A 13,973-nucleotide genomic window follows, 5' to 3' on the forward strand; every position below is an offset into this window, starting at 1 on the left:
GTTTCATTTTATTATTTTTTCAAAATATGGATTAAATCGACAGCAACTTTCTTTTTAGCTCTATAAACAAGGCTTTCGACTGCAATAATAGTGGTATTCATAATGTCGGAAATTTCTAAATTATTAAAACCATCCATTTTGCTTAATGTAAATGCAATTCTCTGATTATCTGGTAATTGATTGAGCAATTTGTATATTTGCTTCATACTATCCGAAGCAATTAAATCTTGATCAGGCATTTTTCCTCCAGAAATCCAATTGGCTACGCCTTCCAAGTGAAGTGTTTTACCTAATGATGAAATTCTTTTTTTTCTATTCCTTTTTTTAATTTCATCAAGACTTTTAGTTACAGCAATTCTAAAAATCCAAGTTGATAGTTTAGAATCACCCCGAAATGATTGAATAGACTGAAAAATTTCTATAAAAACTTCCTGTGAAACATCTTCTGCATCATCTTTATTCAACAAAAAACGATAACAAGTATTAATAACCCTAATTCTATACAGGAGTACCAATTCGTCAAAAGCATCTTTATTGTTAAGCTGTAACTTTTTATACATTGTTTAGCTTTTTGTGTGTAAATCTAAACAAATTATAATATTTTTTCTTAAAAAAATAAATACTTACTTTATAAGAGCTTTAGATCTTAATTTAGAGGGGTTAGTAATATAGAATTCTTCCTTAAGACTAACTACTATTTATGCTTAATTTTTGCTTCCCCACAGGTTTTGGGATTGATCCTTGATCCTTTTTGTTGACCATACAAAAACCGTACAAATATTAAAATAAAAAATCCCTAAAATACTGATTTTCAGTATATTTAGGGATTTTAAAAGTGACCTTGACTGGATTCAAACCAGTAACCTCTTGAGCCGTAATCAAGTGCGCTATTCAGTTGCGCCACAAGGCCATTTGCAAACCGTTATAATAACTTCATTGCGGGTGCAAATATAGGTATAAATGTGTAATTTGCAACTGTAAAATTATAAAAAAATAAAAAAAGATGTCATTAGAAAAGTATATCCGTGATATTCAGGATTTTCCAAAGGAAGGAATTATGTTTAAAGACATAACTCCTTTATTAATTAATGCCGAAGCGAGAAAAAAGTGCCTTGATCTTCTGGTTGCGGCAGTGTCAAATCAAAGGGTCGATAAAGTAATAGGGGTAGAAAGCCGCGGTTTTTTCTTTGGCACATTGCTAGCTCAGGAATTGAATGCGGGTTTTATACCTGTTCGAAAGCCGAATAAATTGCCTTACGAAACCATTTCGGCAACTTATGATTTAGAATATGGAACGGATACTTTAGAAATACATGCTGATGCGATTCAAAAAGGAGACCGAATCCTTATACACGACGATGTTTTAGCGACTGGCGGGACAGCCCGAGCCGTATGTGAATTAGTCGAACGACTAGGTGGAGAAATCGTTCAATGTAATTTTCTTATCGAATTAACATTTTTAAATGGCAGATCAAAATTAGATGGGAAAGACATTTTTGCTGCCCTTACGTACTAGCGCAATGCCCTAGTGGTTACATAATATCTAAAACCAATAATTGCCATTTGCCATTTTTTAGCTTTGGCCAAATCCAAACGCTGTTTGGTGAAACTAGGTAAAAGTATTTTGTTAATTTGAGCTAGAATTTTGAACATACTTTTTTTGTAAAGGTATAAAAAAAGACTGTCATGATAAATGACCGTCTTTGTTGTGTTTTTTTTATTAGTTTTCATTCATTTTTTCGCGGTATTCCTCCATTTGCTTTTCGTAGATTTTCATATTTTTTTCAAAAATTTTCATTTTAGCATCAAAAGGTTTCATCTGCTCGTCAAATTCAGCCATTTTCTTGTCGAACTCTTTCATTTGTGGTGCCATCGCTTCCATTTTTTTATTGAAAGCTTTCATTTTTTGTTCAAATGTCGCCCATTCTTTTTTATCTCCTTTTTCAGGGGAACCTTTTGGTGCTCTTGGCGCTGTTGGGAAATTAGGCGCTTTTGGTGCATTAAAGTTAAAAGTTGGGGGTGTGGGTGGAGTAGGAGGCGTTGGAAAATCATTATCATTGATTTCAATATTTGCCGTTTTTTCCGAAACTAGATCAGTGAATTCAACTAAATCGGTAACTTCTTCATTTGCGATGGCAGTTTCGTACACTTCATTTTTTTTGTCATTACTCGAAATCTCAATTGAGTTTTTTGTTCTAAAAATAGTTAAGTTATCAATGGGTTCATCGCCATCTATTATGGAGGTTCCTTTTTTACCAACTTTATCTTTATAATCTATTCGGATTGCAGTAATTTCTCCTTTCGAATTTCGTTTAATTTTTGAAAATTTGATAAATACGCTATTATTTTTTTGCAACACTGCTGCAGATGTTTTCATTTCTGCGTCGGTAGAATTTTTGTAAATGTAAATAGCTGATTCTTCTGCAAATACAGCGTTTTTTTCTTTTGGCGCTTCTTTTTTCTCTTGCGCGACCACTTTCACTTGATAATAAAACATAAATGCAAATAGAAATGGCATTATCATTGCGTACTTCCAAGATTTTGATTTTTTTGATTGATTTTTGTTTAACATAACGATTCGTTTTTTGATTAATGATTGATAAAAATGATTGGTAATGGCAACACAATTTTCATGTGTTGTTATTTTTAAAAGTGTAAGCTGATACGCTTTTTTGTCGGATATTTTTTTTGTGGCTTCACGGTCAGCAATGAATTCTAAGTTTTGTAAAATAGCATTTTTGTACCACCAGATGAATGGGTTAAACCAAAATACTGCACAAAAAACTCTAGCAAGTAATACATCAACGGTATGATTTTGATTGCTATGGATTTTTTCGTGTTCCAGAATACTTTGTAATTCTAAACTGCTATACAGAGACGAATTGTAAACGATTGTGTTAAAATATGAAAATGGAGCAATGTTCTCTGTAGTATCAATAAATTTAAAATCTGCTTGACGTGCTATTGTTTTTCCCTTAAAAATCTTTAAAAGGTTATAAAAATCAAATCCAAATTTAGTTAACAAGCCTAATGTACCCAGACAATAACTCAAAGCTAATCCTAAATAGATATACTCTTTAGTGTAATTTTTTTCAGAGACTGTTCGCACAGGTAAGTTTGACCAGTCATAATTTACAGTTGTTGGTTCTATCCAAATTATTTTGGTATAAACTAATAAAGGCATAACTGCAGCAGCAATAAGTCCTAACAAAAGAAACCATCTATTATTTGTAAAAAAAGTTTCTTTACGCAACAAAAAATGATACGCTATAAAAAACAATGCAAGTAAACTACTGGATTTAATCAGGTAAAGATAGAGTGTTTCCATAACGATTTTTGGTTTATAGTGTTTTGATTAAAATAATTGGGTTATTTTACTCTTGTTTTTCAATCATGGCCAGAATTTCTCGCAATTCAGCTGCAGAAATTTTCTCTTCTTTGGCAAAATGCGACACCATATTTTTATAAGAACTATTAAAGTAATTATCAATAGCGGTATTCATAAAGCGTTTTCTATACTCTTCTAAACTTACGATAGGATAGTATTGGTGGGTGTTTCCAAAAGCATAATGCGCTACAAAACCCTTTTCTTCCAGATTGCGAACAATGGTAGAAAGCGTGTTGTAATGCGGTTGTTCTTCGGTGATTTCTGCCATGATTTCTTTTACAAACGCTTTTTTGAGCTTCCATAAAATATGCATGATTTCCTCTTCTTTATTAGTCAGTTTTTGCATGATTCTATTATTTGCAGCAAACATACAACTATATTTATAGTTTACAAACTATTTTTATAGTTATTTAACTAAATTTTTAGTTTTTAAATTTATTACTTGTTTTAAATTATTGATTTTAAAACACTTGATGTTTTTCGTATTCATTTTTTTATTGAGAAACAAAATTTAATTAAGATGATGCTAGAAAGAAATAAAAGGATTTAATAAAACGATTTTCAATTTGAAAATGCGTGTTCAAGGTGCGCTTGGATGATGAAAACCATGTTTCGTGAGGGATAGTAGCGGCATCCTTTTAAAAAATCCTGTTTTAAGGATTTTATAAAAGATACAGCGGATAGCCCGACCACATTGCTAAAAGGGGCAATGGAACCTGCATGTTGATTTGCCCCTTTTTGAAATGTGGTCACGCCCAAAAAAAAATTATTGCTGCTCTTGTTGTACTAGTTTTTGTAACCAGATACACCCTCCAACGGCTAATATTCCTAGCGTTCCCATAACAAACCAGTTGGATTGATAGCCATATTGGTCAATTATTTCTAAACCAGTTTTAGAGCTGGCAATGTGTGCTAAACTGAAACTCATAGTAAACAAAGCCATATAGCGGCCTTCATGCCCTTTTGGAGCTCTACTCAGTGCAAATGAATTCGAAAACGGAAAAATAAACATTTCGCCAAATGTGATAAAAATAATACTGATCACTAATACACCTGCCCAAATATTTATTAGTAAAACATAAAAACTAATCGACATTAATAAAGATCCCCAAAGAATGATTTTTAGTTTATCAATGCCTTTTCTTTGACTAATACTAACAATTGGCATTTCTAAAAAGAAAATCAAAAGTCCGTTCAACGACAATAAAAGACCGCTTTGAAATTCAGTTAAGCCAAATTTTTCATTGTGATATAGCGGTAAAGTGGTAAAAAGTTGGAAAAACAGCATAGCCGAGACAAAGCATACAAAAAGAAAAATCCAAAATATTTTATCCTTGAAAACGGAGGCTGGTATCTCGGTTTCGTGGCTCGCCGTATTCAAATCGGCTGGTTTTTTACGTTCTTTTACTAGCAATGTAAAAATCAAAATCGAGATGATGCACGAGCTTCCATCTACCCAAAACAAACCGCTATAGCCTAAATTCATAATAATCAAACCTCCTAAAGCGGGTCCGGCAGTAAATCCTAAATTAACCGCAAGCCGCACTAATGTTAAGGCTCTGGTACGGTTTTCGGGTTTTGCATACGTACCTAGAGACACAAACATGGCGGGACGAAACATATCGGCAATAGTCATAATGACAAACATTCCGATGCACAATCCCCAAAATGTGCGTATGTATTGAATAGCGAAGAACAGTAGTCCGCTGGTAAATAAACTAAAAACCATGATTTTATAAAACCCAATTTTATCAGATAATTTACCGCCCAGCCAAGATCCTAGCATAGAACCAAAACCAAAAGCGACCATAATCCAACCTACTTGTGCGTAGGAAAAATTCAGATCTTCCTTTAAGTACTTGGATAAAAATGGCAACACCATCGTGCCAGCGCGGTTAATGAAAGTGATAAGTGTCAATATCCAAACTTCTCTGGTAAAACCTCTAAAATTATTTATGTAGCGTTGTAAAGCGTTTGCGAGCATATGTATTATTTCTATTGTACAAATTTACAATGTTTTTTAGGAGCTTTTTCCAGCTATTCGTTACAATCTTCTATTTTTTTTGCAGCAAAAAAATACAAGGATTTTCACTGCTATCTGGGCTAGAGTTTAACATCTTAAGGTCGTATGTTGCAAAATTACACTTGGCAACTTCCAACATTTAGACTAATTTTGCATAAAATTAAAATATGAAAACCAAAGTACTTTTTTTCTTCTTTATGCAGTTAGCTTTGGCTTACGGTCAAAATGCATTTAAATCGGCAGCAGTTGTACAATTTCAAAATAAGATGAATAAGGAATTCGCTGATGCAAAAAAGAGTCCGCTAACACCCGAAGATCGTGCAACATTTAAATCTTTAGCTTTTTATCCTGCCAATAAAACTTTTTTTGTCACAGCTACTTTAGTTAAAACAGAAAAGGAACAACCTTTTGAAATGAAAACTACTACTGACAGAAAGCCGCTGTATGTAAAATATGGAGAACTTTCATTTGTCATGAAAGGAAGGAGTTTTAAGCTAAATGTGTATCGCAATATTGAACTTTCTAAAAAAGAGGAGTACAAGGATTATTTGTTTTTACCCTTTTCAGATGCCACATCTGGCAAAGAAAGTTATATTGGTGGACGATATATCGATTTACGCGTTCCAGCAGGAAATACATTAACCATTGATTTTAATACGGCCTACAACCCGTATTGCGCATACAATTCGCAGTATTCTTGTCCCATAGTGCCGCTTGAAAATGATTTGGATATCGCCATAGAAGCGGGTGTCAAAAAGTTTCATGATTAAATGAAATTTTACAATTTACATACACATACAGCCACGCAGCAAGAAAATAGTGTCGAGTTAGTCAATCAGTATCCACAGGATTTTGATGCTAGTATTCCAGTATATTCTATTGGTATTCATCCTTGGTTTATTGTCGAGGAGCGTTTAGCATCGGATTTAGATATAGTGGAAACAAAACTGCAAGAACCCAATTGTCTCGCGGTTGGTGAATGCGGATTGGATAAACGCATTGCAATTCCGATCGAATTGCAACAGTTGGTTTTCGAAAAACAGTTGGTTTTGGCACAAAAATATAATAAACCAGTGGTGTTGCACTGTGTAGCATCTTTTGATGAATTAATTGCAACAAAGAAAAAATTGAACATCACTATTCCTATGATCGTTCATGGATTTTCAAAAAGTGAACAACTCGCCAAACAATTAATAAGCAATGGATTTTATATCTCCTTTGGGAAATATTTGCTTTTGAATCCCGAATTAGAATCCGTTTTCAAGAGTATTCCAGATGATAAAATTTTTCTTGAAACCGATACAATTTCAGAAAACATTGCAGCAGTGTATGAATTGGCAGCAACATACAAAGGAATTTCAATCTTGGAAATGCAGGAACTCATAAAACACAATTTTCACAAAGTGTTTTTTAAGGAATTGTAGAAATATTAGAGTACCCTATCAATACTAAAATTAAAAAAAAGAGAATAATGGCAGAATGGACAGAAAGAGCAGAACTTCTATTCAAAAAAGAAGGTTTAACTAATTTGCAAAATGCAAATGTATTAGTAGTAGGATTAGGTGGCGTTGGTTCTTTTGCAGCTGAATTTTTAGCACGTGCAGGAGTAGGAACCATGACGATTGTTGATGGGGACGTAGTAGATATTACGAATATTAACCGACAATTACCTGCTTTGCATTCTACAGTCGGACAACCTAAAATAACGGTAGTTGGTGATCGATTGATGGATATTAATCCAGAATTGAAGTTAACTCGCGTACAAGAATTTTTATCTCCGGAGCGCGCTTTTGAAATAGTTTCTGAAGAATTTGATTATGTTTTAGATTGCATTGACAGTGTGACTCCCAAATTAAATTTGATTATTGCAGCAAAACGCAAAAGAGTAAAAATCATAAGCAGTATGGGTGCAGGAGGTAAAATGGCAGCTTCTAAAGTAAAAGTGACTGATATTACGAATACGGTGAATTGTTTTTTTGCAAAAACGATCAGAAGACGATTAAAAGAAGTTAAAATAGATAAACTAAAGGTGGTTTTTTCTTCTGAAATTCAGGATGAATCTAGTTTAAAAATGACAGATGGATCAAATTTTAAGAAATCATTTTACGGAACAAACAGTTATATGCCAGGATTATTTGGCTTGTACGCTGCAGAAACGGTGATTCGGTATTTACTTAAGAAATAGTGTTCAGTGCCTAGGATTAAGAATCGGAGTAATCTAAGAAATCTAAAAAGTCTAAAAATCTAAAAAATGATACAAACCGTAATTTTTGACATGGATGGTGTAATTGTCGATACAGAGCCCGTGCATCGTTATGCTTACTTCAAGCAATTTGATGAATTAAATATTGCTGTAACGGAGGCAATGTACACTTCATTTACGGGTTTCTCTACTCGCAATACATTTCAAAAATTGAAAGAGTTGTTTGTAATCGAGCACGAAGTAGAAGATTTAATACAAAGAAAACGAAACATCTTTAATGATGCTTTTGATAGTAAAGCTGATTTAGAATTACTAGAGGGAGTTGAAAATCTCATCAAAGAATTACACCAAAACGGAATGCAATTGATTTTGGCCTCTTCGGCATCCAAAGTTACGATTGAGCGCGTGTTTAATAGGTTCAACTTACACAATTATTTTTCTCATAAAATAAGTGGAGAGGATTTTCCACAATCAAAACCACATCCTGCTATTTTTGAACACGCAGCAAGTCTTTCGATAGCACCAAAAGAAAGTTGCATTGTGATTGAAGATAGTACTAATGGCGTCAAAGCAGCCAAAGCAGCGGGTATTTTGTGTGTGGGATACAACAGTATTCATTCAGAAGCTCAAGATTTGTCTAAAGCAGATGTCATTATCAACCATTTTAACGAATTGGACTTTGATCTTGTTCGGAATTTGGATTCTAAATTAAGAAATAATTAACATTTTAAAGCTGTTGAATTTGTAAATTTGAAGTTCAAAAAAATTAAAGTATGAAAAAAATAATCCTTGTATTGGCTATCATTATAGCAAACTTTACTATCGAGGCTCAAGTAAAAACACCTCAGTCTAGTCCAAAATCTACTATTATGCAAACTGTAGGTTTGACAGATGTAGAAATCGTTTATTCCAGACCAAGCGCAAGAGGCAGAGTCGTTTTTGGTAATTTGATTCCTTTTGGAAAAGTTTGGAGAACGGGAGCGAACGAAAATACAACGGTATCCTTTAGTGATGATGTAATTATTGATGGTAAAACATTAAAAAAAGGAAAATATTCGTTGTATACGAATCCAAAAATAGAAAGTTGGGAAATCATTTTCTACAAGACTACTGATAACTGGGGGAATCCAGAGGAGTGGAAAGAAGAAAATGTAGCACTTAGAGCTACCGTTAAACCAGAAACTGTAAATAAAAGTGTTGAAACTTTTACTATGGGAGTTAGTGGTTTAGACAATAACTTTGCTTTTTTAGAAATGTATTGGGAGAATTCCTATGCTGCCTTAAAATTTGAAGTGCCTACGCAACAAAAAGCAACTGCAAACATTGATAAAGTACTTGCTGGGCCGGGTGCAGGAGATTATTTTTCATCGGCTCAATTTTTATTCCAGTCTAATGGTGACAATGCTAAAGCATTAGTTTATGTTAACAAAGCATTAGACATGACAAAAGAAAAACCGTTTTGGTACAACAGATTGAAATCCTTAATTCAAGCTAAATTAGGAGATAAAAAAGGAGCAATTGAAACAGCAAAATTATCACTTGCAGCAGCTGAGATTGCAAAAAACCAAGATTATGTAAAAATGAATAAAGACAGTATTGCAGAGTGGAGTAAGAGCTAATTTACTGCATTTAAGTACAAAATCCCGCTTCGATACTATATCGAAGCGGGATTTTTTTTGTGTTATATTTCCAATTTTAGCCATGATTTGTAGATCATATTCGAATTAGTACAGACTTAGGCAATGATAAATTTAACCACAGATTCGCAGATTTTTATTTTGAATACGAAGCACTTGTGCTATCCTAATAAACTACCATTGATTCCGAGATTAGTTGTATGTTGTAAAAAGAATAACCGCAGATTCAGAGATTTTAATAATCTGCGAATCTGCGGTTTTAATTACAAAAGTTTATTTAATTAAAACAAAAATAATTTTACTTTATGCTACAACTGCCTTCTGATTTCTAAAAATAGTCCATTGTAACATTAACGAAATTACTATGGTGAGCATGGCTCCTATAAAATTTAACCACAGGTAACCCAGTTTTTCTTCTCCACTTGGGAAAATATAGATGGCATAATAATAGATAATGAAAATTGTAAGTTGACTAATTACCGCACTGTAAAAAATAGCTTTGGATTGTACATTTTTGATATAAAAACCAACTAGAAAAATCCCCAAAACGGTTCCGTAAAATATAGATCCAATGATGTTTACCAATTGAATCAAATTTTCAAATAAGGTACCAATACAAGCAAAAAGTATGGCAATAACACCCCACAATAGAGTGAAAAATTTTGTTGCGTACAAGTAATGTCTTTCTGATTTTTCTTCTTTTAAGTTACGTTTATAAATGTCAATAGCAGTAGTCGATGCTAGTGCATTTAATCCTGAAGCGGTTGACGACATCGCAGCCGAAATAATTACGGCTAGTAACAAGCCAATAAGTCCTTTGGGTAGATAATTTAGGATAAAATGAAAAAACACATAATCTTTATCATTAGTCTCACTGTTGCTGTCGGCTTTTAGGATTATTTCCTTTGCTCGATCTCTCAAATCTTTTTCTTTATTTGATAATGCGACCAATTCTTTTCGAAGAATAGGATTGTCGTAATCTTGATTGAGCTGATCGATATACAACAGATTAATTACTTTTTTATCTTCCGATAAATCGTCTAATTTTTTCTCCAAAGCATTGTATTCGCCCTTAAAAGCTGATTTTTCAATCATAGCTTTGTTATTTGGATTGAAATTCAAAGGAACGGGATTGAACTGAAAAAAAACAAATACCATAACACCAGTCAATAAAATAAAGAACTGCATCGGCACTTTTAATAGGCCGTTCATGATAAGTCCCATTTGACTTTCGCGAACTGATTTTCCGGATAAATAACGTCCCACTTGAGATTGATCGGTTCCAAAATAGGCTAACGCCAAGAAAAAACCACCGGTTATTCCGCTCCAAAAGGTATATTTTTCTTCGGGATCAAATGAAAAATTGACAATATTCATTTTATCATTAGCACCAGCGATATGCAAGGCAGAAGTAAAAGTCATGTCATTTGGTAAATAATGCAAGATCAGAAAAAAGGTAATAAACATTCCCGACATGATGACAAACATCTGTTGTTTTTGAGTTACATTAACCGCTTTGGTTCCACCAGAAAAGGTATAAATGATAACAAGAACACCAATGATAATATTCATATAGGTTAAGTTCCAACCTAATATCGCCGATAAGATAATGGCTGGTGCATAAATCGTTAATCCAGTTCCAAGTCCTCTTTGAAACAAAAACAAAATAGCTGCAAGCGAACGCGTTTTTAAGTCAAATCTTTTTTCGAGGTATTCATAAGCTGTATATACTTTGTATTTGTGATATAATGGGATAAAAGTAACGCAAATGACAACCATCGCTATGGGTAATCCAAAATAGAATTGAACAAAGCCCATTCCGTCATGGTAGGCTTGGCCTGGCGTAGATAGAAACGTAATGGCACTGGCTTGTGTTGCCATCACTGAAAGTCCTACAACGTGCCAAGGGGTTTCATTACTTCCTAGAATAAAGTCTTGAACATTTTTACTGCCTTTGGTTTTCCAAGCACCATAAATTACAATGAACAGTAAAGTGACTATGAGTATAATCCAATCAAATAATTGCATAATTTAAGCGTATAATTTCATGATGAGACAAAAGATCAAAATATAAATGGCATTGGCCACTAAGACCCAAGTATAGTTTTTTTTCCAGGTTTTTACTTTTTTTGTTTCCATTTTAGTTAGGTTTAGGGCTTGATTTTTTGTGTAGGAATCGTTTCTGATGGCTGTAACGAGATCATATTAGAAAGTAATTTATATGCACCGGTAACACCTTCAGGTAGTTCTCTAAAAAAACTTAACCCAGTATAAATGTAGTGTCCTTTTCCATAAGGAGCAATTAACAGAGCACCATTTTTTGGGCTTTCCCCTTTATCATTTGAAGATAAAATAGGAGTGAAGGCTGTATCATATTCACCCGGATAATACAATCCTTGCTCTTGTTTCCAGCCTTCAAAATCTTTAGTTGTAATTTTGTTTGGAAAATTTAAAACGGGATGATTTGGTGCTAAAAAGCGAACTTCTGCATTTTCTTCTGTAACCCGATCACGAGAAAGTTTTAAAGGGTACGGCGCAATTTGATCTGTTATTAAATCGCCAGCGGTATTGTATTGTACAATCATTGTTTTTCCTCTTTTTACAAAATCAAAAAGTATGTTTTGCTTATTGGCTAAGGCGGTTACAGTGTTGTAAGCCCGAACTCCGGTCATTACCACATCAAAATTTTCTAATTTTTCAGGTGTAATGTCTTCAGGTTTAAGGAGCGTTACGGTGTATCCTAATTGCGTTAAACTATTAGGAACTTCATCACCAGCACCCATGATGTAGCCAATTTTTTCGTTAATGGTTTTTAAGTCTGTTTTTATTACTTTGGCTTCAGCTGATTTTAAAACTTGCTGTTTGGTAATGTGGTCGTAATTAATGATAATTTGCTCCTTGTCAAAGCGTTTATTGTCAATAATTACAATGCTTTTTGCTGTTGCTTCCTCCGATTTATTTGGAGCAGTTACTTCAAAATAAACGATTTGTTCGGTACCCTTTTTTTCAATACTAAACGGAATTGATTTTGGGACAATTTTCCAGTTGTCAGGAAGTTCAAGTTGTAAATCTCCTTTTAATGCGTCTTTTCCGGCCTTGATTTTCACACCTACATATTTACTTTTTGTGTCTCTAAAAAGCAAAACTTTGTCAATGATTGATGTGGTCACCTCTGGTACAATATCCAAATAATTATAGACTTCACCTTTTACGTCGTCATTGTATTTGTAAATTACAGTCCGCTCAAATGGAAGTTCGACTCCGTTTATTTGAATCGTAAAAACTACTTTAACTTCGCGAATAATATCAGGAATACCTCTATTTTGTTGTTGCTTTACGGTATACATTCCTACTGTTCCTTTTTCGTCTAACCAATACGGTTGCGTGTAGTTAATTGATTCAGGTAATTTTAAATCGAGGTTTATGTTATTTAGAATATTATTTTTCAACTCGCGATTCAGGGGTGTATTTATTTTTTCTGGTAAAGTGGTCACGCTCGTTAATTGTATAGGCGCTGAGCTTCTGTTAATGGCTTCAAGTTTCAGTTTAATAGTGCTTCCGGGAGTTGCTTCTTGATTTTGGGCTACGGCTTCTAAGTATAATCCTGAGCAGGCAGCTATAATTTCTTTTATTGCCTCAGATTTTAGCGGTACCCAATGATTTTCGTCCAAAGCTTTCATCATAGCATAGGCTTTCGCCAAATTTGGAATACTCGCAGATGGATTGTTATAATTGTATTCTACTGCAATTTTAGATAGTAATTCGCCAATGGCTTTCCCTCCTTTAACACGATTCCAAGAGGTATCAATTCCTTCAAAAATAGATTTTTTCGCTTGCAGTGGTTCACCATTTATGAATTCTAAATATTCTGTTTCTTCACCTCGTGTTCCTGTGCTTCCAAAACCTTGTGATTGATGACGACTGCGACTTAAGGCAGCAATTTCCTGATTTGATTTACCAATGCCCGTATAAAACACACCAGTTTGCAAGGCAATTAAATTGGTTTTATCAGCTGCATTAAATTTTTCTATAGTACCGTAAAACCACCATGAGGTGTTAAAAAACTGGCGTTTTACTTGCCAAGGTTGTACAAATTCTAATTGTTCAGGAAAAATAGTTGGATCGTTTGCTAAGGCAAAACTTTCTACACTAAGCATTGCCGATGCCGTGTGATGACCGTGAGTGGTTCCTGCAGAGCGATGATCAAATCGGTTGACAATTACATCGGGTTGAAATTTTCGGATGGCCCAAACAACATCAGCCAGTACTTTCTCTTTATCCCAAATTTCTAATGTCTCTGTTGGGTTTTTAGAAAAACCAAAATCGTTTGCACGAGAGAAAAATTGCTCTCCTGCATCAATTTTTCTAGCTTCAATAAGTTCTTGGGTTCTTATCACGCCTAGTAATTCTCGTAATTGCGTTCCTATTAAGTTTTGTCCACCATCTCCGCGTGTCAAAGATAAATAGCCAGTTCTAGCTTTTTGTTCGTTGGCTAAATAGGAGATTAAACGTGTATTTTCATCATCTGGGTGAGCCGCGATATAGAGTGCAGACCCAAGAAAATTTAGTTTCTCAATTTGATTATAAATTTCAACAGAATTCGGCTTTTTGGGTTGTTGTGCAAGAAGTATTTGGCAACATAAAAGAAAAAGTAATAGTGTTGAGAGGGATTTTTTTTGCATTGTTTTAAATTTAATTTGCAATTGCTTCAAATGTAGGAAT

13 protein-coding genes and 1 tRNA gene are annotated in these 13,973 nt (G+C 33.9%); 6 read left to right on the forward strand and 8 right to left on the reverse strand.

The window, feature by feature from the left end; genetic code table 11:
* Positions 1-11 precede the first annotated feature (11 nt).
* Positions 12-560 carry an RNA polymerase sigma factor gene (locus ACNQGO_RS06470; protein WP_417948181.1) on the reverse strand — a complete coding sequence of 183 codons (549 nt, stop codon included), beginning with the start codon at positions 558-560 and terminating at the stop codon, positions 12-14.
* A gap of 276 nt (positions 561-836) precedes the next feature.
* A tRNA-Arg gene (locus tag ACNQGO_RS06475) sits at positions 837-910 on the reverse strand.
* Between the two features lie 93 nt (positions 911-1,003).
* Here ACNQGO_RS06475 and ACNQGO_RS06480 point away from each other — a divergent pair.
* The gene (locus ACNQGO_RS06480) at positions 1,004-1,516 is read left to right on the forward strand and encodes an adenine phosphoribosyltransferase (protein WP_417984730.1); all 513 of its coding nucleotides are present in this window, start codon (positions 1,004-1,006) and stop codon (positions 1,514-1,516) included.
* Here ACNQGO_RS06480 and ACNQGO_RS06485 read toward each other — a convergent pair.
* The 4 genes from ACNQGO_RS06485 to ACNQGO_RS06500 form a co-directional block, all read right to left on the reverse strand.
* On the reverse strand, positions 1,513-1,653 hold the full coding sequence (locus ACNQGO_RS06485; RefSeq protein ID WP_417944585.1) for an SsrA-binding protein: 141 nt from the start codon (positions 1,651-1,653) through the stop codon (positions 1,513-1,515). The genes ACNQGO_RS06480 and ACNQGO_RS06485 overlap by 4 nt on opposite strands.
* A gap of 67 nt (positions 1,654-1,720) precedes the next feature.
* A complete protein-coding gene (locus ACNQGO_RS06490) occupies positions 1,721-3,328 on the reverse strand; it encodes a M56 family metallopeptidase (RefSeq protein ID WP_417984731.1) in 1,608 nt (535 codons plus the stop codon).
* A gap of 46 nt (positions 3,329-3,374) precedes the next feature.
* Positions 3,375-3,734, reverse strand: a complete 360-nt coding sequence (locus tag ACNQGO_RS06495) for a BlaI/MecI/CopY family transcriptional regulator (RefSeq protein WP_417984793.1) — start codon at positions 3,732-3,734, stop codon at positions 3,375-3,377.
* Between the two features lie 420 nt (positions 3,735-4,154).
* The gene (locus ACNQGO_RS06500; RefSeq protein ID WP_417944583.1) at positions 4,155-5,372 is read right to left on the reverse strand and encodes an MDR family MFS transporter; all 1,218 of its coding nucleotides are present in this window, start codon (positions 5,370-5,372) and stop codon (positions 4,155-4,157) included.
* Between the two features lie 206 nt (positions 5,373-5,578).
* Between ACNQGO_RS06500 and ACNQGO_RS06505 the strand changes: the two genes are divergently transcribed.
* The 5 genes from ACNQGO_RS06505 (at position 5,579) to ACNQGO_RS06525 (ending at position 9,233) form a co-directional block, all read left to right on the forward strand.
* Positions 5,579-6,181 (forward strand): DUF1684 domain-containing protein, encoded by a 603-nt coding sequence (locus ACNQGO_RS06505; protein WP_417984732.1) that lies wholly within the window; start codon positions 5,579-5,581, stop codon positions 6,179-6,181.
* On the forward strand, positions 6,182-6,835 hold the full coding sequence (locus tag ACNQGO_RS06510) for a TatD family hydrolase (protein WP_417984733.1): 654 nt from the start codon (positions 6,182-6,184) through the stop codon (positions 6,833-6,835).
* Positions 6,836-6,882: 47 nt separating this feature from the next.
* Complete coding sequence (locus ACNQGO_RS06515; protein WP_417984734.1) at positions 6,883-7,596, forward strand: tRNA threonylcarbamoyladenosine dehydratase; 714 nt, start codon at positions 6,883-6,885, stop codon at positions 7,594-7,596.
* Positions 7,597-7,662: 66 nt separating this feature from the next.
* On the forward strand, positions 7,663-8,337 hold the full coding sequence (locus ACNQGO_RS06520) for an HAD family hydrolase (protein WP_417984735.1): 675 nt from the start codon (positions 7,663-7,665) through the stop codon (positions 8,335-8,337).
* Positions 8,338-8,387: 50 nt separating this feature from the next.
* Positions 8,388-9,233: a DUF2911 domain-containing protein gene (locus ACNQGO_RS06525; protein WP_417972133.1), complete on the forward strand. Its 846-nt coding sequence runs from the start codon at positions 8,388-8,390 to the stop codon at positions 9,231-9,233.
* Positions 9,234-9,554: 321 nt separating this feature from the next.
* Here ACNQGO_RS06525 and ACNQGO_RS06530 read toward each other — a convergent pair whose 3' ends face one another.
* Positions 9,555-11,279: a sodium:solute symporter family protein gene (locus tag ACNQGO_RS06530; protein WP_417984736.1), complete on the reverse strand. Its 1,725-nt coding sequence runs from the start codon at positions 11,277-11,279 to the stop codon at positions 9,555-9,557.
* Between the two features lie 122 nt (positions 11,280-11,401).
* Positions 11,402-13,933 (reverse strand): PIG-L family deacetylase, encoded by a 2,532-nt coding sequence (locus tag ACNQGO_RS06535; protein ID WP_417984737.1) that lies wholly within the window; start codon positions 13,931-13,933, stop codon positions 11,402-11,404.
* Positions 13,934-13,973 lie beyond the last annotated feature (40 nt).

Origin of the sequence: Flavobacterium frigidum (assembly GCF_048286735.1) — a bacterium.
GTDB lineage: Bacteria > Bacteroidota > Bacteroidia > Flavobacteriales > Flavobacteriaceae > Flavobacterium.

What these genes read in the sequence shown, in the direction of transcription:
- ACNQGO_RS06470 (WP_417948181.1), bottom strand. Translation starts at nt 560, where the DNA reads ATGTATAAAAAGTTACAGCTTAACAATAAAGATGCTTTTGACGAATTG.
- ACNQGO_RS06480 (WP_417984730.1), top strand. Translation starts at nt 1,004, where the DNA reads ATGTCATTAGAAAAGTATATCCGTGATATTCAGGATTTTCCAAAGGAA.
- ACNQGO_RS06485 (WP_417944585.1), bottom strand. Translation starts at nt 1,653, where the DNA reads ATGTTCAAAATTCTAGCTCAAATTAACAAAATACTTTTACCTAGTTTC.
- ACNQGO_RS06490 (WP_417984731.1), bottom strand. Translation starts at nt 3,328, where the DNA reads ATGGAAACACTCTATCTTTACCTGATTAAATCCAGTAGTTTACTTGCA.
- ACNQGO_RS06495 (WP_417984793.1), bottom strand. Translation starts at nt 3,734, where the DNA reads ATGCAAAAACTGACTAATAAAGAAGAGGAAATCATGCATATTTTATGG.
- ACNQGO_RS06500 (WP_417944583.1), bottom strand. Translation starts at nt 5,372, where the DNA reads ATGCTCGCAAACGCTTTACAACGCTACATAAATAATTTTAGAGGTTTT.
- ACNQGO_RS06505 (WP_417984732.1), top strand. Translation starts at nt 5,579, where the DNA reads ATGAAAACCAAAGTACTTTTTTTCTTCTTTATGCAGTTAGCTTTGGCT.
- ACNQGO_RS06510 (WP_417984733.1), top strand. Translation starts at nt 6,182, where the DNA reads ATGAAATTTTACAATTTACATACACATACAGCCACGCAGCAAGAAAAT.
- ACNQGO_RS06515 (WP_417984734.1), top strand. Translation starts at nt 6,883, where the DNA reads ATGGCAGAATGGACAGAAAGAGCAGAACTTCTATTCAAAAAAGAAGGT.
- ACNQGO_RS06520 (WP_417984735.1), top strand. Translation starts at nt 7,663, where the DNA reads ATGATACAAACCGTAATTTTTGACATGGATGGTGTAATTGTCGATACA.
- ACNQGO_RS06525 (WP_417972133.1), top strand. Translation starts at nt 8,388, where the DNA reads ATGAAAAAAATAATCCTTGTATTGGCTATCATTATAGCAAACTTTACT.
- ACNQGO_RS06530 (WP_417984736.1), bottom strand. Translation starts at nt 11,279, where the DNA reads ATGCAATTATTTGATTGGATTATACTCATAGTCACTTTACTGTTCATT.
- ACNQGO_RS06535 (WP_417984737.1), bottom strand. Translation starts at nt 13,933, where the DNA reads ATGCAAAAAAAATCCCTCTCAACACTATTACTTTTTCTTTTATGTTGC.